The sequence below is a fragment of the Ruegeria arenilitoris genome (assembly GCF_013030265.1).
GTDB lineage: Bacteria > Pseudomonadota > Alphaproteobacteria > Rhodobacterales > Rhodobacteraceae > Ruegeria > Ruegeria arenilitoris_E.
Genome location: NZ_WPZQ01000006.1, coordinates 261,189 through 283,631, shown reverse-complemented (window position 1 = coordinate 283,631; position 22,443 = coordinate 261,189). Strand labels below are relative to the sequence as shown.

Genomic DNA, 22,443 nt, shown 5'->3' with positions numbered 1-22,443 from the left:
GCCTGTCGAGCAGAAACGCGACTCGGGAAGAGGAAAAATCATGTCCGGGAAGGAACTGCCGTCACAGGCCCGCGTAGTGATCGTGGGCGGAGGTGTCATGGGGGTCGGTCTGGCCTATCATCTGGCACATGAAGGGTGGACCGATGTGGTCCTGCTGGAAAAGGCCGAACTGACCAGCGGCAGCACGTGGCATGCGGCCGGTCAGATCACCCATTCGACCAGTTCCTTCGGGTTGGGCAAATGTGTGGATTACAACATTGGCCTGTATTCCGGCGCACTGGAGGCCGAGACCGGTCAGGCAGTGACATGGCACGGCTGCGGCTCCTTCCGGCTGGCTTATACCGAGGACGAGATGGACTGGCTGCGCCACACGCTGTCGGTGGGCCGGTCGCTGGGGTTCAACATCGAACTGGTGGGGCCGGAAAAGGTGGCCGAACTGCACCCGTTCTACAACCTCGAAGGCGTGCTGGGCGCGCTTTATACGCCGGATGACGGCCATGTCGACCCGACCAATGTGACGATGGCGATGGCCGCCGGGGCGCGTCAACTAGGGGCAAAGATCATCCGCCATTGCCGGGCGACGAACATCACGCAGGCCGAAAACGGAGAGTGGGTTGTCGAGACCGAGAAAGGCACGATCCGCTGTGAGCATGTCGTGAATGCGGGCGGCACCTATGCCCGCCAGATGGGCGAGTGGTCGGGGCTGCAACTGCCCATGACCTCGATGACGCACCACTATTTCGTGACCGAGCCGGTGCCGGAGTTCGAGGGGCTGGACAAGGAACTGCCGGTCATCCGCGATGACAAGAAAGTTTCCGGCTATATCCGGATGGAGCAAAAGCGCGGGCTGATCGGAATCTACGAGAAAGAGAACTCGAACTCTGTCTGGCACGATCACTGCCCTTGGGATTACGAGAACTGGCTGTTCGACGCCGATTACGACCGGATCATGCCGTGGCTTGAGGAAAGCCTGAACCGGATGCCAATCTTTGCCGAGTTGGGAATTCAGCGCGAGGTGCATGGCGCGATTTCGCACCCGCCCGATGGCAACCCGCTGATTGGCCCTGCGCCTGGGGTCCGGAACTACTGGTGCTGCTGCGGGACGCAAATCGGTATCGGCTGGGGGCCGGGACTGACCCGCGAATTGGCGCGCTGGATGGTGCATGGTGCAGCGGATATCTCGATGCGCGAGTATGATCCGCGCCGATTTGGATCTTACGCCACCAAGGACTGGCAAGTCACCAAGGCGCATGAAGATTACAAGCTGCGCCACGAGATTCCCTTTCCGCATTTCAATCGACTCGAGGGGCGCCCGATCAAACCGTCTCCTCTCTATGAACGTTTGAAGGAAAAGGGCGCGGTCTACGAAGAGGTCTATGGCCATGAACGCCCGCGCTGGTTTGCCAAAGATGGTGTCGAACAGCGCGATCACTATTCATTCCGCCGGAACGTGGTTCACGACATGGTGGGTGCCGAATGCAAGGCCGTGCGCGAGGCGGTGGGCATCATGGATATCTCGGCCTTCACCAAGGTCGAGGTCTCTGGCCCGGATGCCGAAGCACTTCTGGATCGTCTGGTGGCCAACCGTCTGCCGCAAAAGGTTGGAGGCATCGCCCTGACCCATATGCTGAACCGCCGGGGGCGGATCGAGCTGGAAACCACGGTCGTGAAACTGGATGAAGGCCGGTATTATCTTGTTTGTGCTGCCTTCTTTGAACAACGCCTGCTGGATCATCTGAATCATCAGCGTGCTGGTGAAGATGTCGAAGTCATACTGCGCTCGAATGATTGGGCCGCGCTCAGCCTGAATGGCCCCAAGGCGCGCGAGGTTCTGGCGGCCTGTACGGATGCCAACCTCAGCAATGCCGGGTTCAAATGGCTGACCGCGCAAGAGATCGAAGTGGCTGGGCACAAGCTCTGGGCGTTCCGTATGTCTTATGCCGGTGAGTTGGGATGGGAACTTCATATCCCGCGCGACAGCACGCTGGCGGTTTATGATGCGCTTTGGGTGGCCGGTGCGCCGCACGGGATCACCGATTATGGCTCTTTCGCGATGAATGCGCTGCGGATGGAGAAGGGCTTTAAGGGTGCTGGTGAGTTGACCAATGAGGTGACGCTTGCCGAGGCGGATGTCCTGCGCTTTGCCCGCACAGACAAGGAATACCTTGGCAAGGACAAGACTCTGAATACCGATCTGCCGTGGGTGTGTGCTTATCTGGAAATCGAACCCGATGGCATCGAAGACGGGCATGGAGGAGAGGCGGTTCTGCTGGACGGCACGGTTGTCGGATCAACCGCTTCGGTTGCCTACGGGCACACGGTCGGGAAGATCCTTGCCTTTGCCTATATCAGACCGCACGCCAATGTGCCGGGTACCGAGATTGAGGTCGTGATCGCCGGAAATGCGCGCAAAGGGCGCATTCTGGGTGAGCCTGCATATGACCCACAAAGCGTCTTGCCGCGAACCGATATTGCCATGGAGGCCGCAGAATGAATGTTCCGGCAACAATGAAGGCCATGATTCTGACCGGCCATGGTGGCCTGGACAAGTATGAGTGGCACGAGGACTGGCCGACACCCCAGCCGGGTCCGATGGAAGTGCTGATAAAGGTCGGTGCCTGTGGGCTGAACAATACGGACGTGAACACGCGCACCGGCTGGTACTCGAAAGCGGTGGACGAGGCCACGACCGGTGGTGCCTATTCTGAAGTGGACGATGAAGACAGTACCTGGGGTGGTGCGCCACTGACTTTCCCGCGCATTCAGGGCGCCGATGCGGTTGGTACGGTTGTTGCGGTTGGCGAAGGCGCTGATGAAAGCCTGATCGGCAAGCGTGTCATCGTAGCAGGCTGGCTGCGCGACTGGAACGAGCCGATGAACCGAAACAAGGCGGGATACTTCGGATCGGAATGTGACGGTGGGTTTGCAGAGTACACCAAGGCGGATGTGCGTGGTGTCGCTGCGATCGAAACTGATCTGAGCGATGCCGAGCTTGCGACGTTCAGCTGTTCGTATGTCACCGCCGAAGGCATGCTGGATCGGGCCGGTGTGGGTGAGGGGGATACTGTGCTGATCCCCGGCGCTTCGGGCGGTGTCGGCGGTGCGCTGATCCAGCTGTCCAAGCTGCGCGGCGCGCGGGTGATCGCCATGGCGAGCGAGGCCAAACACGGGGACGTGGCCAAACTGGGGCCGGATCGGATTTTGCCACGCAGCCCCGAGAACCTGAGAGCAGAACTGAAGGGTGAGAAAATCACTGTTGTTGCGGATGTGGTTGGCGGGTCCATGTGGCCAAAGCTGATCGACATGCTGGAACGCGGCGGCCGGTACACCTGTTCTGGTGCCATTGCGGGGCCGCTGGTCGAGTTCGATCTGCGGACATTCTACCTGCGCGATCTGACCTTTACCGGCTCGACGGTGAACACGCCCGAGAACTTTTTCGATGTCGTGAAATACATAGAGAATGGACAAATCAGGCCAGCTTTGGCCGCCACATACCCGTTAGCTGAGCTGAGAGAGGCCCAGCAGGCCTTTATCGACAAGTCTCATACCGGCAACATTGTGGTGATCCCGTGACCCGACCTGCATTTGAAAATCTACTGGAACAGGCGCGTACCGCGCATGGCAGTCAGGCCTGCCTGACTCAGTTCTGTCCTTTTCCGGACGACCTGCGTGAACAGTCTGTAGAGCCCTTCCACATCCCGGCTGCGGATATTCTGAGCCGTGAAACCGGTCTTTATTCGGATGCTTTGTCAGAGTTCCGCGATGCTTTTGTTGCGGCCAGCCCGGTGGCGCAATGGCGCGAGACCTATAAGGGCACGGATATCGGCCAGGATTTCATGGATCGGTTTGCCTGCTACACGCTGATCGGTGAGGGTGGTCCGTGGCTGAGCGCGCAGATGAGCAGCTATGTGGTCTATATGCCGCCCAACCTCTATTACCCCTGGCATCATCATCCTGCCGAAGAAATGTATCTGGTTCTGGCGGGTGAGGCCGAGTTTATGCGTGAAGGTGACGAGCCGGAAACGTTGCGGCCCGGCGATCACTCCTTCCATGCCAGCAATCAACCGCACGCCATGCGGACCGGGGATCATCCGGTTATGGCCTATGTGTTGTGGCGCAACAATCTGGAATCCCCTCCGGTTCTGACAGAACGCGACGTTGCCTGATGAAGATCACCCGTATCCGTATTTTCCAGACCGGTCTGCCCTATGTGGGCGGTGCTTATGTCTGGGGTGCGGGGAATGCGATTGAGACGGCCACGGCGTCAGTCGTTGTCATCGATACGGATGCGGGTTTGCAGGGTTGTGGTGAGTTCACGCCCTGCGGCGAGAATTACATGGTGGCCCATTCCGAAGGAGTGCCGGCACTGGCCCGGCTGGTTGCTCCGCATCTGTTGGGAGAAGACCCACGCAACGTGGCGCGGATCGAACAGGTCATGGATCATCTGGTGCAGGGGCATGGCTATGCCAAGTCCCCGTTTGATGCGGCCTGCTGGGATGTTCTCGCGCAGTCGCTGAGCGCCCCTTTATATGCGGTTTGGGGCGGCAAGCTGACGGACGGTGCGCCGATGTACAGGGTCGCACCGCAAAAGGGGACCGAGGAGACCATTGCTGAGATGGACCGGTACCGCGAACAGGGCTATCGGCAGTTTCAGATCAAGGTCGGTGGCGATTGGGCTGCGGATATTGACCGCATTCGTTCGACCGTTCCCCTTTTGAAATCTGGTGAGAAGGCCATGGCCGACGCCAATCAGGGCTGGCGGGTGGACAATGCTCTGCGGGTGGCGCGGGAGACGCGGGATCTGGACTACATCTTTGAACAACCCTGCCGTACTTATGAGGAGTGCATGCAGGTCCGTGCCCGCATCGATCTGCCGATGAAGCTGGACGAATGCGTGACCGGCATGCACATGGCGCAGCGCATCGTGGCGGATCATGCAGCGGAGCTGGTATGTCTGAAAATCTCGAACCTTGGTGGCCTGAGCAAGGCAAAGCGGGTGCGCGACTATCTGATCGAGAACCGCATCCCCGTGGTCGCCGAAGACACCTGGGGTGGTGAGATCACAACAGCGGCGCTGGCGCATTTCGCGGCAACAACGCCACACGAATACCTGCACAACACCACAGACCTGATGAATTACAACACCCGGTCGACCGGTATTGGCGGGGCAACGGCGCGTGACGGGAAACTGTATGCACCCGAGACGCCCGGCCTTGGCGTGGCTCCGGATTTCGACAGCTTGGGTGATCCGGTAGAGGAGTTCAGCGCATGACAGAGCAGGCCATCGCAACCGTGATGATCGACGATGACCGCGTGCGGGTAACGCGGTTCGATTTTGCCCCCGGGGCGGAAACCGGCTGGCATCGCCATGCGATGGACTATGTGATCACCGCCGTGACCGATTGTCATATGCGTCTGGAGCAACCCGATGGCACCGCAAAGGATGTCATCGTTCCGGCCGGAACGGCCTATCGCCGGGATGAAGGTGTCGAACACAACGTCATCAATGCCGGAACTGAGCCCATGTCTTTTGTCGAAGTGGAGCTGAAATGAAGATTACCCGCATCTCGGTCTATCACGTCGATTTGCCGCTAGAGCATCCCTATTGGCTGTCCGGCGGACGGTTGAAGTTCGAGGTTCTGGACGCGACTCTGGTCAAGATCGAAACCGATGCGGGGCTGACAGGCTGGGGTGAGGGTACGCCGTGGGGGCATACCTATGTGCCCGCCCATGGCCCCGGCATTCGCGCCGGGATCGAGACGATGGCGCCGTTTGTCATGGGCCTTGATCCACGCCGGGTGCTGGATGTGGAGCGGGCGATGGATATCGCCTTGCCTGGGCATCTGTATGCCAAAAGCCCCATCGACATGGCATGCTGGGACATTGCCGGGCAGGCGGCAGGTTTGCCGATTGCCGATCTGATGGGCGGTGGCTCCCGCACGCCGCGCCCGATTGCTTCGTCAGTCGGGGCCAAGACGGTGGATGAAACCCGCGGCGTGATGGAGCGGTACCGCAGTCGCGGATACATCGCGCATTCCGTGAAGATCGGCGGCGATGTCGAGCGCGATATTGCCCGGGTCCGGGATGTCGAAAGCATCCGGAAACCCGGCGAGATCGTCCTTTATGATGTGAACCGGGGCTGGACCCGTCAGCAGGCTTTGCGGGTCATGACCGCTTGTGAAGACCTGAACGTGATGTTCGAACAGCCATGCGAGACACTCGATGATATCGCCGCAATCTCGGGCCGCCATGGGTCGCCTGTTTCCGTGGATGAAAGCCTGGTGACCTTGCAGGATGCTGCACGGATTGCCCGTGATGGATTGGCTGAGGTTTTTGGGATCAAGCTCAACCGGGTTGGCGGGCTGACCAAGGGGGCACGGATGCGGGATATCGCCCTTGCGCATGGGATCGATATCTTCGTCATGGCTACCGGCGGCACGGTTCTGGCGGATACCGAAGCATTGCATCTGTCGGCGACCATTCCCGATGATAACTGCCATGCGGTCTGGGCGTGTCAGGATATGATCACGGTCGATATCGCGGGTGGGCGTGGTCCACGCAATGTCGAGGGCCATTTGCACCTTCCAGAAACTCCGGGCCTTGGTGTGCATCCTGATGAAGAGACGTTGGGCGATCCGGTGGCGGTATATCAATGACCAAAATTACGCGGATATCGCTGTGGCATGTGCCACTGACCAGCCACGAGGCCTATTACATGGCCGATGGCAAAACCTGTGACACGGTCGAGACCGTAGTTCTGGCAATTGATACCGATGATGGGCGGACGGGTTGGGGAGAGGTCTGTCCGATCCCGCACTATCTGCCAGCCTATGCGCGAGGTGTGGCGCCTGCAGTGCAGGAGATGGCGTTTGTCCTGTTGGGCGCCGATCCGGTCGGGCCTGAGGCGTTAATGGCGCAGCTGGACCGGCATTTGCAGGGGCATGTGTATGCCAAGTCTGCCATCGATATTGCATTGTGGGACCTGACCGGGCAGGTCGCAGGTCTGCCGCTTTATGCCTTGCTGGGCGGGCGGCGTGCAGAGACGATGACGCTTTATCATTCGATCACCTGCATCGCACCTGATGAGATGGCCCGGATCGCACAGGAAACGCAGAATCAGGGCATCCGGCAGTTTCAGGTCAAGCTGGGCGCTGATGGGGACTGGCAGGCAGATGTCGCGCGGTTGCGGCTGGTGCGCGAGGCGGTCGGCGATGGCCCATTGGTCTATGGCGACTGGAACTGCGGGGCTACCTCTCTGGATGCAACCCGGGTGGGCCGGGCCGTAGCTGATCTTGATGTCATGCTGGAACAACCCTGCGCCACGATAGACGATTGCGCCCGCGTACGCGCGGCGACCGGGTTGCCGATGAAGATGGATGAAAGCGCCCATGATACCGCCAGCTTGCTTGAGGCCCACGCCAAGGGGTGCATGGATGCGGTGGCGGTGAAACTGTCGAAATTCGGTGGCTTGTCCGCCTCGCGCCGTGCGCGTGATCTGTGCCAGCATTTGGGTGCAAAGATGTGCATCGAGGATACGTGGGGATCGGATATCACCACCGCTGCCCTGTTGCATCTAGGAGCGTCTACCGACCCGGCGAGGGTGATGAATGTGTGTGACCTGTCGGGCTATGTCGCGCCACGCCTCGCCCCGATGGGGCCGGTTCGAAAGGATGGACGTATTGCGCCGCCTGAGGGGGCTGGACTTGGGGTTGCGCCGGACCGGCATTCATTGCCTGAACCGGATATGGTTCTTGACTGAAATTTGACTCTTTGGTCAAAATTAACACAGCCGAACGCCAGAGGAACGGATCACATGGACAAAATCATCTCACAGACTGACTGGATCGAGCGCGCCAAAGCTGTGCTGCCGGGTGGCGGGTTCGGGAACTTTGACCCTTCGATCTTTATTCGCGATGGCCAGGGCAGCCGGGTCTGGGATGAGGATGGCAAGGAATATGTCGATCTTCTGATCGGATCGGGTCCGATGTTGCTGGGCCATGGTCACCCGGAGGTTCTGGAGGCCGTTGCCGAACAGATGCCCAAGGGCATGACCTTTTTCGCCAACAATGCCCGCGCCATCGAACTGGCCGAAGAGATCTGTTCGGCTGTCCCATGCGCCGAGCAGATCCGCTATGTCTCATCCGGCGGTGAGGCAGATATGTACGCGATCCGTCTGGCCCGCGCCTTTACCGGTCGCGACAAGATCGTGAAATTCGAAGGCGGTTATCACGGGATGAGTGCCGAGGCGCAGATGAGCCTTGCACCCGACCGGATGGTAAACTTCCCGCAGGCCGTTCCGGATAGCGCGGGCATTCCCGAAAGCGTTCAGGCCGAGATGCTGATCGCGCCGTTCAACGATCCGGACTATATCCGTTCGCTGCTGGCTGAACATGGGGACGAGGTCGCCGGGATCATCGTCGAACCGCTGCAACGGATCATCCCGCCCGAACCCGGATTCCTGCAGCTGCTGCGGGAAGAGGCGGACAAATACGGTATCGTGCTGATCTTTGATGAGGTCGTCACCGGTTTCCGCTTTGCCTATGGCGGCGCGCAGGAGCTGTATGGCGTGACGCCGGATTTGGCGACACTCGGCAAGATTATCGGCGGGGGCTTTCCGCTGGCCGCGATTGCCGGACGCACTGATATCATGGCGCATTTCGACAAGGCTGCTGTCGGGGCCGATAAGTGGCTGATGCAGCTGGGTACGCTGTCCGGTAACCCGGTTGCGGCGGTCGCGGGCCTCAAGACGATGGAAGTGCTGAAGCGGGATGGTCAGTTCGACCTGCTGCGGGCCAATGGGCAGCGGCTGATGGATATGGCCAAGGCAGCGCTGGACACGCATGGCATCGCGCATCGGATCGTCGGAGACCGTACCCTGTTCGAGATCGTGTTCACCAATGGTGAGATTCGCGATTATCGCGATGTATTTGGCGCGGATACGACCAAAGGCGCGAAGTTCAATGCGGTCCTGATGCAAAACGGTATGTTCAAATCGGCAGGCAAGACTTATCCATCACTGGCGCTGACGGACGCTGATTTCGAACTGTGCGAAGCCGCCTATGCCAAGGCCGCACAGGCGGTTGCCGAAATGTAGCGGGCAGGCGGGGCTCAGTACACGTCTGCCATGACGAGGCGCACAATGTCCTCGCGCTGGATGCCGCGGGCTGCAAGCTCTTCGTCGGTCAGCTCGTGCAGGGCCTTGATTCTGAGGACCTTTGCATTGGCTTCCCCAACGCTGATCAGGGCCTCGTAGATACCGTTGAATATATCGCCGACGACCGCCAGCAGGTTCATGGCGGCTGAACGATGAGATGTGGAATGTGCCACGAGCAGTTCCCCTTTTGGTCTGAAACCGACGCGGGGAACTTAAGCTCTGTGCTGCGGTGCAGCTAGCCGCTTTTGCGAATAGCCGCTGTGCGTTTCGTGCAAATCTGCATTGGAAATGCCAGATTTACGGGCGGGTTCAAGCCGAAAACATCTCATCTGTCGGCACCTGCAGGGCTGTTGCCAGTGCATTGGTCTGGCTTGCCATTGCGATAACTGCAAGCAACTCGCCATACATCTCGTCCGTCATGCCCTTGGCGCGTGCGGCTGCAGAATGTGAATGGACGCAGTATTCGCAGTTGTTTGCCGTCGATACGGCGACATAAAGCAGTTCCTTGACCAACGGATCAAGCGCACCCGGTGCCATCACTGTTTTCAACCGGTTCCATGTCGCGCGCAACAGATCGGGGTCATGGGCTAGCGCGCGCCAGAAGTTGTTGATGTATTCCGTGCCTCGGGTGGCGCGAATATCTTCAAAGACAGCCAGCGCCTCGGCGCTGACGTCTTCGTCCGTCAAAAGGCGAACTGTTGCCATGATCAGGCCATCGCAAAGATGCGGGCCGGGCCGCCCGAGCCGCCCCGGTGGGCTGGAGCTCCAACAACCAGCGTTGCGCCTGTGGCCGGAACCTTGTCGAGATTGGCAAGGTTCTCGATACCGTAGCGGTTGGTTGGCAGCCAGGCATAGTGGGTCGCGAAATCAGCTGACGGCCCGTGATCCAGCGACAGCGTATCAACGGCCATTGCAATGGCCCCGGTGTCTTCCATCAGCATCTGCGCGGCTTCGACGTGGAAGCCGGGAAAATGCATCTTGCCTTCGCCATCGGCATTCCGGAACCCGGGGGTTGCGGTTTTGGGCCCCCAGCCGGAATGCATGGCAATGCAGAACCTTTCGGGGAACGGGCCATTGGTGTCGATCCAGATGTTCAGATCATCAGGCGTGACCTGCGTATCCGGATCATCCTGCGCCCGCTCGGCGATATCCACAACGCATAGCGGGCAAACCAGATTTGAAACCGGGATTTCGTCGACGGACTGGCCATCGGCAGAAAAGTGCAGCGGGGCATCAATATGCGTACCGGTGTGTTCGTTCACAGCCAGATTGAACAGATTGAAGCCATGGTCCTTGAAATTGAAGGCCTGGGTCGCCTCAATCCCGGGTTCCCCGAAATAGGTCGGGAATTCGGCGTCATAGACATGGGTCATATCCACAACCTCACCATGGCCCTGAGCCATTGCAGGTGTTCCGGCTACTGTTCCCAGTGTCGCTCCGGCGGCCATTGCAGCACCGCCTTTGAAAAATGACCGCCGTGACAGCATTCTGTCTTTCACGGCGTTCATCACGCAAACATCACACATAATAAAGCTCCCTGTTCTAAAAATTCCCTGTAGGTCCGGAGTTTGCGCCGGATACGTTGATCAACCTAGCACGAATCCCCGATTGTCCCCTTTATGGGGTTGAACATACCTTTCGATGCGTTCAATTTGTTGCGAAATACAATTCCGCATAGCGAAATCATGCATCGTGAATGCTGATTTGAAAGAGGAGACAGGGCTGATGTCCCAGGCAGTCGAATATGAATGTATCGGCGAAATCGCGGTGCTTGCGGCAAACAACCCGCCGGTCAATGCGCTGGGTGTTGACGTGCGTCGTGGCCTGCTGGCCGGGATCGAACGCGCCGAATCCGAGGGGGCAAAGGCCGTTCTGATTTACGGAAAAGGCCGGACGTTTTTTGCCGGGGCAGACATTCGTGAATTCGGTAAACCACCTCTGGAACCCTTTTTGCCGTCGTTGTGCAATCGGATCGAGGCGTCTCCTTTGCTTGTCGTCGCAGCCCTGCATGGAACGGCGTTGGGAGGCGGGCTGGAGGTTGCATTGTCATGCCATTATCGCATCGCTGTCCCCTCGGCCAAAGTCGGACTGCCCGAGGTCAAGCTGGGAATCATTCCCGGTGCAGGCGGGACGCAGCGCCTACCCCGTATCACCGGTGTCGAGGCCGCATTGGATGTGATCACCACGGGACGGCAGGTGCAGGCTGATGAGGCTCTGGAATTGGGCGTTGTCGATAAGGTTGAGGACGGCGAACCGCGCGACGTCGGGTTGGCCTACGTCCGGGAGTTGCTGGACATGGATGCGCCGCGCCGCGCCGTGGGCGAGTTGCCTGTTCCTGATCCGGTAGATTTCGATTCTGTCTATGATTCCGTGTTGAAGAAAGGCCGTGGTCAGCTGTCTCCGGCGGTCGCGGTGCGCGCTGTGCAGGCCTGCTGCGAAGCCGAGAGTTTTGCGGACGGCATGGCGCGTGAGCGAGAGCTTTTCCAGGATCTTTTGGTGTCGGATCAGAGCAAGGGTCTGAGGCATGCCTTTGCCGCCGAACGCACCGTGGGAAAGCTGCCGGAACTGAAAGACGTGGACCCGCGAATGGTGCATCAGATCGGTGTGATCGGTGGCGGTACGATGGGTGCGGGGATTGCCACGGCGGCTTTGCTGTCGGGGTTACCCGTTGTTCTGTTGGAAATGTCCAATGAGGCTGCAATTGCTGCGAAGGAGCGGATTGCAGGAAATCTGGCCGGGGCCGTGAAGCGTGGAAAGCTGAGCACGGAAGACCACGACGACATTCTGGAGAACAAGCTTGAGCTTGCCACCGGCTATGGTGCACTGAGCGGCGTTGATCTGGTGATCGAAGCCGTGTTCGAAGACATGGCGGTCAAAAAGCAGGTCTTCACCCAGTTGGATGAGGTCTGCAAAAAGGGTGCGGTTCTGGCGACCAACACCTCATATCTTGATGTGAACGAGATCGCGGCGATGACCAGCCGGCCAGAGGATGTGATCGGGCTGCATTTCTTCTCGCCCGCGCATGTCATGAAGTTGCTGGAGATTGTGGTTGCGGACAAAACCGCGCCTGACGTGGTTGCAACCGGGTTTGCCCTGGGGCAGCGGCTGCGCAAGGTTTCGGTGCGGGCGGGGGTTTGTGACGGCTTTATCGGCAACCGTATCCTGAACACATATCGCGCCTGTGCCGATCACATGGTTCTGGACGGTGCCAGCCCGTATCAGATCGACAAAGCGCTGACGGATTTCGGTTTTGCCATGGGGCCGTTTGCGGTGTCGGATCTGGCGGGACTGGATATCGGTTGGGCGGGGCGCAAGCGTCGTCGGGCCGAGGGGATGGATCCACGTGCACGCGACAGCTCATACGCAGACAAGCTGTGCGAGGACGGTCATTTCGGTCAAAAGACCGGCAAGGGCTACTACATCTACGAGAAGGGCAAGCGCGGCGGCGTGCCGAACCCGGATGTGATGCCATTGATCGAGGCGGATTGTGCTGCGCAAGGGATCACGCCGCGGGATTTTTCTGATGAGGAAATTGTACGCCGGTATATGACCGCCATGGTCAATGAGGCTGCTAGGGTCGTGGGCGAAGGTATCGCGCGCCGTCCGTTGGATGTGGATGTGACGCTGCTCTATGGTTACGGGTTTCCGCGCTATCGCGGCGGACCACTGAAATGGGCTGATCTGCAAGGGTTGGCCGGGGTGTTGTCAGATATCCGGAACTGGTCGGAGGAAGATGACTATTTCTGGCAACCGGCACCTTTGCTGGAGCAGCTGGTGGCTGAAGGGCGCACATTTGAAGATCTGAACAAAGCTGGTTGAGAATTTGGCTTCAGGTGTAGTCTCGAGGGAAGGCCTGACAGCACGCCGGCATATCCGTAGCCGTATTGCAAAACGCATTGGCTGATCGCAGTGTTGGCTTGCAGTTTATGTTCGGAGCGGTGAAGTGCACTTGAAACAGAATGACGGAGATCACCCACGGGTCCGGCGATCGGGCTGCCAAAATGCGGTCGGGTTCGAGATTGATTTGTCAGACCCCGAGGGATGTGCTCGCTGTCACCTTACGATCTGTGAGGATCACCTGAACAGTCAGGGCATCCTGCATGGCGGGATCATCGCCATGTTGCTGGATGTGGCATGTGGGAACACTGCCTCTGCCTGGTTCGATCGCCAAGAGCACCCTATGGTGCTGACGCTTTCGCTGAACACCAGCTACGTTGCAGCAATCAGAAAAGGCCGGGTGACCGCCGTGGGACGACCGTCAGGAGGCGGACGCAAGCTGGCCCATATCCATGGAGAACTGCACAGTCAGGATGGCGTTTTGATCGCCACGGCAGCAGGAGTGTTCAAGCGCGGTTCCGCAAGATAAAGCGCGGAGTTCGTTCGTGTCCGCGCGACATTGGCTTTACCAATCCAGCCAGTGGTTTTGGGCCCGGCATCGCGCAACGCGCGATGCCGGGCCCAACAGACGGAGATGTTCCGTCAGGAACATTAACGACTGGCGGGAGAGCGCCGAGGTTAGTCGAGCGCCGTTTCTGCCGCCGCACGAACGGCGCGGATGTTTTCGCCATACACCTCGGGATTGGATACGGAGCCACCCTTGAAGACCGCTGAACCGGCCACCAGAACATCAGCGCCAGCGGCTGCAACCAGTGGAGCGGTTTTTGGGTCGACACCGCCATCAATTTCGATGTGGATCGGGCGGTCTCCGATCATGGATCGCAGCCGGCGGACCTTGTCGGTCATGTCGATGAATTTCTGGCCGCCAAACCCCGGGTTCACTGTCATCACGCAGACAAGATCTGCAAGGTCCAGAAGATGCTCAACCGCTTCAGCCGGAGTGCCGGGGTTCAGTGCGACACCGGCTTTCATTCCAGCCGCCCGGATTGCTTGCAGCGTGCGATGGGTGTGAGGTCCTGCCTCGACATGGGCCGTCAGGATATCAGCCCCGGCGTCAGCATAGGCCTGAATGTAAGGGTCGACCGGAGCGATCATCAGATGCACGTCCATCACGGTTTTCACATGTGGCCGAAAGGCTTTTACTGCTGGCGGACCAAATGTCAGGTTCGGAACGAAATGCCCGTCCATCACGTCGACATGGACCCAGTCGGCGCCCTGCGCCTCGATGGCCTGAATCTCCTGCCCGAAATTGGCGAAATCGGCGGAAAGGATCGACGGAGCGATCTTGATGCTGCGGTCAAAGCTCATGCTGGCCTCGTGGATTGGAGTGCGTTGCGGCTGATATAGGTGGTTTTTGCGGTCGCGGACAGTCGTATCTGCGTAAACGCGGTGCATTGTGGTGCTGCAAATTGATCTGCTACAACCTGTGCTGTTCACCGCAAATTCTGATTTCAGTTGAGGACTTAGGACCTGTACTCGGATTGTCTGACCCGTATCTTCATAACTATATGAAGAGATGAACTATTTCGGGGAACGGACAATGTTCGGTTTCAGGTCATCCAAAAAAGGCGCGCAGGTGCAGGCCGACTACGAAAAAGGCCGGAAGGATGTACTCTACTCAAAACAGCTCAGTAAACGTGGCCGAAAAATGATGTGCTGGTTGTCAATCGGGCTGATCATGGCACGCGCGAAAGTGAGTGGTGCGGAGAAACCCGACTTTTCGTTGATTCCCGCTTGGGCCAGTCTTGCACCGGTCGAGCGCAAAGCGCTGAGAATTGCGCATCTTGCCATGTACGGGGATGAGGGTGATGTGATCGATGCGATGACTGCCCACCCGCATTTGAGCGGCTGGGTCATGTCCATTCAGAGCAGCGCCAGAAGCTACATGGAAGAACTGGGTAGCAAGACCCTTGATCGTGCGATGCTCTATCATGAATATCTGACCGATTTCGGTCACTGGTCGAATCTAAAGCCCTATCCCCATGCAGAGGGCGCGGCCCGCGTGCCGCATTTCATTGCGGTCCTCGTCTATACGACCCTCTCAGCCGAACTGCGTTTTCTTGACAGGCGATACACCCTTCCCGACCCGGGTTTTGAAATCTCGATCAGTGACAATGGGTTTCTCAATTGGCTTGAAGAATACCGTGATCCGGATTTCTGGCCTGAACTGATCCGGGGAATGAACCCGGATCTGGATTCGGCGCTGCCTGTCATCGGATGGATCGTTCAGCAGCCAGATTGCGATCGTGCTACTGCGGCGCAGGCGTTTGTTCTTTTGGATGGAGACAGCATTGTTGGCAAAAGCAGGGCAGACTTGTATGGCCAGCGCGAGAACCTTTGCGCGGATATCTGCGAGCGGGCCGCGAATGGTGGTTATGAGCGTCAGGAGTTGTCATTGGCGGCAGTGGGTCTGGCCGAGGACCCGGCGGAACGGTTTCGAAGATACGCGAACGCCGAGATCAGCGGCGACATTCCTTCACCTGCTGCCCTGTTCGCTGGTTCTGTCGATGGAAGAGCCCTACAAACACCGTTTTACATTCACTCGGAAGATACAGTCGCGCTGGCACTGATCTGACCGTTGGCTGATGGGCAGCCCGCCCGCCGCCGTTACAAAACTTTCATCGCAGTGACACACAGCCGTTGATTCCGAGCTTTAGCTGACCCCCCAACACGATTTGGGGGTGGCACGTGCTGCGCATAGAAAAACTGACCAAGCGCTTCGGCGAAAATGTTGCCGTGGATGCTGCGACGCTTGATGTAGACAAGCCGTGTATGATCGGAATTATCGGTCGGTCCGGTGCAGGCAAGTCGACACTGCTGCGGATGATCAACCGCCTTACGGATTCGAGTGACGGTCAGATCCTGTTTGAAGGTCGGGACATCACTCAACTGAAAGGTCGCGACAAGCGCGCGTGGCAGGCTGACTGTGCGATGATCTTTCAGCAGTTCAATCTGGTACCCCGCCTTGATGTCGTATCAAACGTTCTGCACGGGACGCTGAACCGGCATTCGACCCTGGCCACAATGTTCAACCTGTTCCCGATGGAGGATATCCACCGGGCCATCGATATCCTGGACCGCCTGGGCATTGCCGAGCATGCGCCTAAGCGGGCCGAAGCCTTGTCGGGCGGCCAGCAGCAGCGCGTCGCCATCGCGCGCGCTCTGATGCAGGATCCCAGCATCATTCTGGCGGATGAGCCGATTGCCTCGCTGGACCCGATGAATGCGCAGGTCGTGATGCAGGCCCTGCGCCGTATCCACGAAGAGGACGGCCGCACTGTCATCGCAAACCTTCACACGCTGGATACCGCACGTCGCTATTGCGATCGCGTGGTTGGCATGCGCGACGGGCGCATCGTGTTTGACGGGTTGCCCGAGCAGCTGACCACGGGGGTTGCCCGCGAAATCTATGGCGCCGACGCCAGCTTCTCGGAAGAAGCGACATCGACCGAGATCGAAACGCTCGACGCCACCCAAAAGGCCCTGATGGAAGCCGAGGCCACCATCTGAGCCACCCCCACCACCTTTCATCGCCCGGCCCGATGAGAGGTCGGGGTAATCAAACTGGAGAGAGACAGATGAAAATACTAATGGCTGCCCTTGTTGCGACCACTGCCATGGCCGCACCTGCAATGGCTCAGGACATCAGCGAATTCCGCATCGGTATTCTGGGCGGCGAAAACGCTCAGGACCGTCTTAACAACAACGAGTGCCTGCGGGAATATACCGAAGATGCGCTGGGCGTTGAGACCAAGCTGTTTGCCCCAGCCGACTATAACGGTGTTATTCAGGGTCTGCTGGGCGGCACCATCGACATGGCATGGCTGGGCGCGTCGGGCTACGCCAAAACATATCTGAGCGATCCTGAGGCGGTTGAGCCGGTTCTGGTCAAAGTGAATGTCGACGGCGGCTACGGCTACTACTCGATCGGGTTTGCCCGCAAGGACAGCGGCATCACCTCGCTGGACGACATGAAGGGCAAGACCTTTGGTTTTGGCGACCCGAACTCGACCTCGGGCTATCTGATACCGTCGATCGAAATCCCGCAGGCCACTGGTGCGACCATGGATTCAGGCGACTACTTTGGTGAAGTGAAGTTCACCGGCGGTCACGAGCAAACCATCGTTGCAGTCAACAATGGCGACGTTGACGGTGGCGTTACCTGGGCTGACGGTCTGGGCAACTGGGAAGACGGCTACAACTCGGGCGCCCTGCGCCGCGCTGTTGATGCCGGTCTGGTCGACATGAACGACATGGTCGAAATCTGGAAATCCAAGCCGATCCCGGAAGGTCCGGTAGTTCTGCGCACCGCGCTGCCTGCGGATGTCAAAGAAAAGATGACTGCCCTGATGGCTGGCCTGCATGAGAAAGACCGCGAATGCTTCTACGGTGTTGCCGCGGGTGAGGCAAAAGCGTTCGAGCCGATCACGCATGACGCCTACGAAATCATCATCGAAGCACGCAAGCTGAAGTCCAACTAAGCCTGCTTATCCAATGATCGGGGTCTGGTATTGAACCGGACCCCGTTTTCCCTTCAGGAGCATTCCATGACAGACCTGACTGCAGGGTCCCAAAGCGTCGATCAGATCCGCGACGAATATACAGCGATGACGCGACGCAAGAGGGTCTATGGTGGTATCCTTCTGATCCTGTTCGTGGCTTTGATGGCTGCGGGATTCCGCACCGCTGACAGCCGCAATGCGGGAAGCTTCACCGACGGCTGGCATCGCATTCTGGACTATCCGGCAGAGGTGCTAACGGAAGCTTGGGAAAAGATCGGCGCGATGCCGGCGAACCTTGTCGAGTTTTTTCCCGCATTGATCGAGACGCTGAACATCGCGGCGGCGGCGACTTTGGTCGGGACGATCGGCGGAACGTTTCTGGCGCTGATGTCGACGCGGGGCATGGCGCTTTGGCCATCCCTGATCCCGGTCTTCCGCCGGATCTCGGATATCTTCCGCGCCATACCCGAGATCGTGATTGCGCTGGTTCTTATCTTCATTCTGGGTGGTGGCCCGATCCCGGCGATGATCGCCATTGCCATTCACACGGCGGGCGCGCTGGGCAAGCTGTTCTCAGAGGTCAATGAAAACGCCTCGCTAAAACCGGTTGAAGGGTTGCAGTCGGTCGGGGCCAACTGGTCGCAGCGCATGTATCTGGGCGTGATCCCGCAGGTCGGGCCGAACTATGTCAGCTATGCGCTATTGCGGTTCGAGATCAACATCCGCGCCTCGGCCATTCTGGGCTTCGTCGGTGCGGGTGGTCTGGGCTATGAGCTGCGTAATGCCATGTCCTGGGGACAGGGGCGTTACGATGAGGCTGCGGCCATCTTCATCCTGCTTTTCGTCACCATCGTTATCGTGGATCAGCTGTCCGGGCTGCTGCGCGATCGCCTGACCCACGGGTCGGAAAAAGGAGCTACGGCATGAGTACCTTTGCCACCGACCTGTCGATAGATGACCTCAAGGCCGAGGCCGACCGCCTGTTCAGCCGCAAGCGTATCGTGAACTTTGGATTGCCGGGTCTGGTTGTTCTGTACCTGATCTATGTCTTCTTCGCCTTTGACGTGCCCGGGCTGGCCGAACGCGCCAATTGGGAAAACGGCAAGACGTTGGTTTCGGACAGCTACAGCTACAAAACCCATGTCGAGCGCGACAACCGCAATGGAGAAGTCTCGGTTGCCATCGAGGGTGAGCGCAAGGGTGCCTATCCCGAGGGGACCGCACCGGATTGGGTCGCGTTGGGTGAGACGACCGTGATCGATCTGGAAGACGGACACGTTGTGCGCTTTGGTCCCGATACGGTCGAGTACGACATCCCCGGTTATGGTATGGTACGCGCGACACCCAGCCGATCCGCTGGCGTGCAGGCGGAATTGCCATCAGAGGATGTGCCTGAATGGATCAATGTCTCCAAGAACCGTTTGGCGATCACGACGGATGCGGGCCGTCTGACGGTTACCCGCAACCGATCAGAAGTGTTCCGCTATTTCACCGGTTGGGAGCTGTTCTGGTTCACGCTGGATAGCCCGTATTACGGAAAATCCTTCTCGGAGTTGATGGGGCGTGCCGCATCAGGTGAAGCCGGTGCGATCTTCAATGACTTCTGGACCAACAAGATGTGGCGGCATCAGGATGTGGCCTGGGCGATCTTTGAGACCATTCTGATGGCCTTTCTGGGAACCCTTGGGGCTGGCCTGATCGCATTGCCGCTGGCCTTCATGGCGACGCGCAATTTCAATCCGTTGCGGTCGGTACGCTTTGTCACGCGCCGGGTGTTCGATTTTGTCCGTGGCGTGGATGCGCTGATCTGGACAGTTGTTCTGGCCCGGGCCTTTGGTCCCGGTCCGCTGACAGGGGCGCTGGCCATTCTGGTGACGGATACCGGCACATTCGGCAAGATTTTCTCGGAGGCGCTGGAAAATGTGGATCAGAAGCAGATCGAAGGTGTGCAATCCACCGGAGCGAACGCGCCACAGCGCTATCGCTTTGGCGTGATTCCGCAGATCACTCCGGTGTTGTTGAGCCAGTTGCTTTACTTCCTCGAATCCAACACCCGCAGTGCCACCGTAATCGGTGCGATCACCGGCGGCGGAATCGGTCTGCTGCTGACGCAAGCCATCATCACGCAAAAAGACTGGGAAGAGGTCGCCTACTACATTGTTCTGATCATCCTGATGGTGATGCTGATGGATTGGTTCTCGGGCTGGCTGCGCCGACGTCTGATCCAGGGTGAAACCGGAAAGACGCGCAAGCCGCGGGATCGCAAGGGCAAGCCGTTCCTATTGCCGTGACCTAAGAACAAGGACAAAAAGACCATGGCGCGACTGCGTTCTGACCAGCCGTTCATCCATCCCGATTGCCAGATTACCGGCAGCACTTTTGGCGAGTTTGTCGAGATCGGTGCTGGTACCCGCGTAGCGAATTCCGAGTTCGGCGATTACTCCTATTGCGACCGAACCTGCGACATCGCCAATGCCCGGATCGGCAAGTTTGCGAACATCGCCAGTTTCACTCGGATCGGGGCGACCGATCATCCGATGGAGAAAGCCTCGCTGCATCATTTCCACTATCGGTCAGCTGACTATTGGGACGATGCCGAGGACGATGCCGACTGGTTTGCCCATCGCGCGGGTCGCACAGCGTTTATCGGCCATGACACGTGGATTGGTCATGCCGCGATCATCAAGCCCGAGGTTACCATAGGCCATGGCGCGGTCGTCGCCTCGGGTGCGATTGTCACCAAGGATGTAGCGCCCTACACGATTGTTGCTGGTGTGACTGCACAACCGGTGCGTCGTCGCTTTCCCGAGGATATTGCAGATCGCATGATGGCACTGGCCTGGTGGGATTGGGACAACAGCAGGCTTCGTACTGCCCTGCCAGATTTCCGTGCCATGTCTGCCGAAGCATTTCTGGAAAAACACGAGGCGTGATCCAGTCAGCCAAGACGACTCCCGCGCCCGCAGGGGCATAGGCTGCGCCGGGCCCAACGGGATGAGGCCTCCGTCAGGAGGCTGAAGACGTGCAGGAGCACTCCATTTATTCATCGCTTAGGGTGAGTGTCACGCGCTCACCCGCGAATACGGTCTTGCCATATTCAACGGGCTGTCCGTCAGGATCAGCGTTTACCCCCAGCGAATGCAGCACGGGGGCGCCTTCGGTCAAATGCAGGTGCAGTGCCTGCGTTGCGCTGGCGGATCGCGCGGTCAGGCGGGTCGAAATACGGGTGTAATCCGGCACCCCACAGGTCTGCAGTGCCTTTGTAACCGATGCATTTTCGGACAGGGCATCCAGCAGATCGGGAAATCGCTCTGCCGGAAAGACGCTCTGAAACAGACCCACAGGTTGCCCGTCAGCCAGAGACAAGCCGTCATAGACATGAACCGGGTCACCTGTTTGCAGGCCGAGCGCTTCGGCCTCGGCCTCATCAGACGCGCGGGTTGTCAGGGCCAGCACTCGTTTGCCCGGGATCTTGCCGCTGGCCGAGATGTTCTTGTGGTATCTGACACGTTTGCCAATCGGGTAGTCGGTGGGGCGAGCCGAAACAAAAACGCCTGCACCGCGCCGGGCGTGGACCAGCCCGCGCTCGGCCAGATCGGACAGCGCCCGTCGGACGGTATGCCGGTTTACGCCATGGGTGGCGGCTAATTGCGCTTCGGTGGGCAGGCGGTCGCCGGTGTTGTAGCGGCCCTCGGCAATGTCCGAGGTCAGGGTCAGAGCGATGCTTTTCCAGATCGGTGTTTTGCTCATGTCATAAAAACTTCACGGCTGAGGAGATTGCGACTCGAGATCGACAGGTGTAATATTTGTCTAGTTGTATAGTAAAAATAGACAACCTGGCCAAGAGGCTTTGATGGTGGAACAGACAGATAAATCAGCCGAAGCGCGGCAAGCATGGATGGGTGTGCTGGCCCGGGCGCCGCAGGATGCCCTGATGGCACTATGGGACGGCCTGCAGCTGAACCCGACATATGAATGGCTGCGTGCGCCCGAAATCGGTGGCGTCATGGTGCGGGGTCGCACGGGTGGCACGGGTGCCCCGTTCAATCTGGGTGAGATGACAGTGACGCGATGCTCACTGCTGCTGAAGGATGGCACGGTCGGGCACGGCTATGTTCAGGGTAGGTCCCGGGATAAGGCCCGGACGGCAGCTTTGGTCGATGCGCTGATGCAGACCGGGTCTGCCGACATGGTCCGGGCAAAAGTGATAGATCCGCTGACGATGCAGATGCAGGCCGCCAAAACGGCACGTGCGGCCAAGGCAGCAGCCACCAAAGTCGAGTTCTTCACCATGGTACGCGGAGAAGACCAATGAACGCACAAACCCAATTCTCGGGCGGTTTCCGAAACGCTCCGGTTGATGCCTCACATGCCTTTCGTGCGGCAATGACCGTCATGGCGCGACCTGGAGAGATTCGTGACCTGACTGGCGCTGAACCCCCTGCACCTTTGTCCATAGCGGCGGGTACGTTGCTGTTGACCCTATGTGATCCAGAAACCCGCGTTCACCTTGCCGGGGAGGCTGATACCGAAGCGGTGCGGAAATGGCTGACCTTCCAAACCGGTGCGCCGATTGTTGCGGCAGCCGAGGCCGATTTTGCGGTGGGTCGCTGGGATGATCTCATGCCGCTGAACACCTACCGGATCGGTACGTCGGAGTATCCCGACCGGTCTGCCACGCTGATCGTGGAATGCGATGCGCTCGAACAGCAGGGTGCAGTACTCAGCGGACCGGGCATCAAGGAGGTGGCGCATCTTTCGCTTCCGGATATCGCTGTCCTGACAGGCAATGCGGCGCTCTACCCACTGGGATGCGACTTCTTTTTCACCAGCGGAACGCAAGTCGCGGCATTGCCGCGCAGCACGCAGATCAGGGCGGAGGGTTAAGCG

Annotated in this window: 23 protein-coding genes; 18 read left to right on the top strand and 5 right to left on the bottom strand. The window is 58.9% G+C overall.

Features of this window, described 5'->3' with window-relative positions; translation table 11 throughout:
- The first annotated feature begins 40 nt into the window (after positions 1-40).
- From GOX61_RS12920 to GOX61_RS12885, 8 genes are read left to right on the top strand one after another with little or no spacing between them, the layout of a single operon-like run.
- Entirely contained in the window at positions 41-2,494 is a 2,454-nt protein-coding gene (locus GOX61_RS12920) for an FAD-dependent oxidoreductase (RefSeq protein ID WP_170334275.1), read from the top strand.
- The gene (locus tag GOX61_RS12915; protein ID WP_254436853.1) at positions 2,491-3,573 is read left to right on the top strand and encodes an alcohol dehydrogenase family protein; all 1,083 of its coding nucleotides are present in this window, start codon (positions 2,491-2,493) and stop codon (positions 3,571-3,573) included. The genes GOX61_RS12920 and GOX61_RS12915 overlap by 4 nt, the downstream gene beginning before the upstream one ends.
- On the top strand, positions 3,570-4,166 hold the full coding sequence (locus GOX61_RS12910; RefSeq protein WP_170334273.1) for a dimethylsulfonioproprionate lyase family protein: 597 nt from the start codon (positions 3,570-3,572) through the stop codon (positions 4,164-4,166). The genes GOX61_RS12915 and GOX61_RS12910 overlap by 4 nt, the downstream gene beginning before the upstream one ends.
- Complete coding sequence (locus GOX61_RS12905; protein ID WP_170334271.1) at positions 4,166-5,272, top strand: mandelate racemase/muconate lactonizing enzyme family protein; 1,107 nt, start codon at positions 4,166-4,168, stop codon at positions 5,270-5,272. Before GOX61_RS12910 ends, GOX61_RS12905 begins: the two co-directional genes overlap by 1 nt.
- Complete coding sequence (locus GOX61_RS12900; RefSeq protein ID WP_217353853.1) at positions 5,269-5,553, top strand: cupin domain-containing protein; 285 nt, start codon at positions 5,269-5,271, stop codon at positions 5,551-5,553. Before GOX61_RS12905 ends, GOX61_RS12900 begins: the two co-directional genes overlap by 4 nt.
- Positions 5,550-6,656: a mandelate racemase/muconate lactonizing enzyme family protein gene (locus GOX61_RS12895; RefSeq protein WP_170334269.1), complete on the top strand. Its 1,107-nt coding sequence runs from the start codon at positions 5,550-5,552 to the stop codon at positions 6,654-6,656. Before GOX61_RS12900 ends, GOX61_RS12895 begins: the two co-directional genes overlap by 4 nt.
- A complete protein-coding gene (locus GOX61_RS12890) occupies positions 6,653-7,759 on the top strand; it encodes a mandelate racemase/muconate lactonizing enzyme family protein (protein WP_170334267.1) in 1,107 nt (368 codons plus the stop codon). Before GOX61_RS12895 ends, GOX61_RS12890 begins: the two co-directional genes overlap by 4 nt.
- A 54-nt stretch (positions 7,760-7,813) precedes the next feature.
- Positions 7,814-9,094, top strand: coding sequence for an aspartate aminotransferase family protein (locus GOX61_RS12885; protein ID WP_170334266.1), 1,281 nt, complete (start codon positions 7,814-7,816; stop codon positions 9,092-9,094).
- Between the two features lie 14 nt (positions 9,095-9,108).
- Here GOX61_RS12885 and GOX61_RS12880 read toward each other — a convergent pair whose 3' ends face one another.
- The 3 genes from GOX61_RS12880 to GOX61_RS12870 form a co-directional block, all read right to left on the bottom strand.
- Entirely contained in the window at positions 9,109-9,327 is a 219-nt protein-coding gene (locus GOX61_RS12880) for a DUF1127 domain-containing protein (RefSeq protein ID WP_367646965.1), read from the bottom strand.
- A gap of 136 nt (positions 9,328-9,463) precedes the next feature.
- A complete protein-coding gene (locus tag GOX61_RS12875; protein ID WP_170334264.1) occupies positions 9,464-9,859 on the bottom strand; it encodes a carboxymuconolactone decarboxylase family protein in 396 nt (131 codons plus the stop codon).
- Between the two features lie 2 nt (positions 9,860-9,861).
- The gene (locus tag GOX61_RS12870) at positions 9,862-10,680 is read right to left on the bottom strand and encodes a cyclase family protein (RefSeq protein ID WP_170334262.1); all 819 of its coding nucleotides are present in this window, start codon (positions 10,678-10,680) and stop codon (positions 9,862-9,864) included.
- Between the two features lie 199 nt (positions 10,681-10,879).
- On the opposite strand from GOX61_RS12870, the gene GOX61_RS12865 reads away from it, so the two are divergent.
- Together GOX61_RS12865 and GOX61_RS12860 are read left to right on the top strand one after the other, a co-directional pair.
- Positions 10,880-12,973, top strand: coding sequence for a 3-hydroxyacyl-CoA dehydrogenase NAD-binding domain-containing protein (locus GOX61_RS12865; protein WP_170334260.1), 2,094 nt, complete (start codon positions 10,880-10,882; stop codon positions 12,971-12,973).
- Between the two features lie 130 nt (positions 12,974-13,103).
- Entirely contained in the window at positions 13,104-13,520 is a 417-nt protein-coding gene (locus GOX61_RS12860) for a PaaI family thioesterase (protein WP_217353852.1), read from the top strand.
- A 149-nt stretch (positions 13,521-13,669) separates the two neighbouring features.
- On the opposite strand, the gene rpe is transcribed toward GOX61_RS12860, so the two are convergent.
- On the bottom strand, positions 13,670-14,359 hold the full coding sequence (rpe, locus tag GOX61_RS12855; RefSeq protein WP_170334256.1) for a ribulose-phosphate 3-epimerase: 690 nt from the start codon (positions 14,357-14,359) through the stop codon (positions 13,670-13,672).
- Positions 14,360-14,567: 208 nt separating this feature from the next.
- Here rpe and GOX61_RS12850 point away from each other — a divergent pair, with 208 nt between their 5' ends.
- The 6 genes from GOX61_RS12850 (at position 14,568) to GOX61_RS12825 (ending at position 20,486) form a co-directional block, all read left to right on the top strand.
- Positions 14,568-15,626: a DUF4274 domain-containing protein gene (locus tag GOX61_RS12850; protein ID WP_170334254.1), complete on the top strand. Its 1,059-nt coding sequence runs from the start codon at positions 14,568-14,570 to the stop codon at positions 15,624-15,626.
- Between the two features lie 113 nt (positions 15,627-15,739).
- Positions 15,740-16,561, top strand: coding sequence for a phosphonate ABC transporter ATP-binding protein (phnC, locus tag GOX61_RS12845; RefSeq protein WP_170334252.1), 822 nt, complete (start codon positions 15,740-15,742; stop codon positions 16,559-16,561).
- A 68-nt stretch (positions 16,562-16,629) separates the two neighbouring features.
- Complete coding sequence (gene phnD, locus GOX61_RS12840; protein WP_170334250.1) at positions 16,630-17,532, top strand: phosphonate ABC transporter substrate-binding protein; 903 nt, start codon at positions 16,630-16,632, stop codon at positions 17,530-17,532.
- Positions 17,533-17,598: 66 nt separating this feature from the next.
- Positions 17,599-18,480, top strand: coding sequence for a phosphonate ABC transporter, permease protein PhnE (gene phnE / locus GOX61_RS12835; RefSeq protein WP_170334248.1), 882 nt, complete (start codon positions 17,599-17,601; stop codon positions 18,478-18,480).
- Positions 18,477-19,844, top strand: coding sequence for a phosphonate ABC transporter, permease protein PhnE (phnE, locus tag GOX61_RS12830; RefSeq protein ID WP_170334246.1), 1,368 nt, complete (start codon positions 18,477-18,479; stop codon positions 19,842-19,844). Before phnE (GOX61_RS12835) ends, phnE (GOX61_RS12830) begins: the two co-directional genes overlap by 4 nt.
- A 24-nt stretch (positions 19,845-19,868) precedes the next feature.
- Positions 19,869-20,486 (top strand): chloramphenicol acetyltransferase, encoded by a 618-nt coding sequence (locus tag GOX61_RS12825; protein WP_170334244.1) that lies wholly within the window; start codon positions 19,869-19,871, stop codon positions 20,484-20,486.
- Positions 20,487-20,592: 106 nt separating this feature from the next.
- Here GOX61_RS12825 and phnF read toward each other — a convergent pair whose 3' ends face one another.
- Positions 20,593-21,303 (bottom strand): phosphonate metabolism transcriptional regulator PhnF, encoded by a 711-nt coding sequence (gene phnF, locus GOX61_RS12820; RefSeq protein ID WP_155148831.1) that lies wholly within the window; start codon positions 21,301-21,303, stop codon positions 20,593-20,595.
- 103 nt (positions 21,304-21,406) lie between these two features.
- Between phnF and phnG the strand changes: the two genes are divergently transcribed.
- Positions 21,407-21,868 (top strand): phosphonate C-P lyase system protein PhnG, encoded by a 462-nt coding sequence (gene phnG, locus GOX61_RS12815; RefSeq protein WP_170334242.1) that lies wholly within the window; start codon positions 21,407-21,409, stop codon positions 21,866-21,868.
- Positions 21,865-22,440, top strand: coding sequence for a phosphonate C-P lyase system protein PhnH (phnH, locus tag GOX61_RS12810; RefSeq protein WP_170334240.1), 576 nt, complete (start codon positions 21,865-21,867; stop codon positions 22,438-22,440). Before phnG ends, phnH begins: the two co-directional genes overlap by 4 nt.
- Positions 22,441-22,443: the final 3 nt, after the last annotated feature.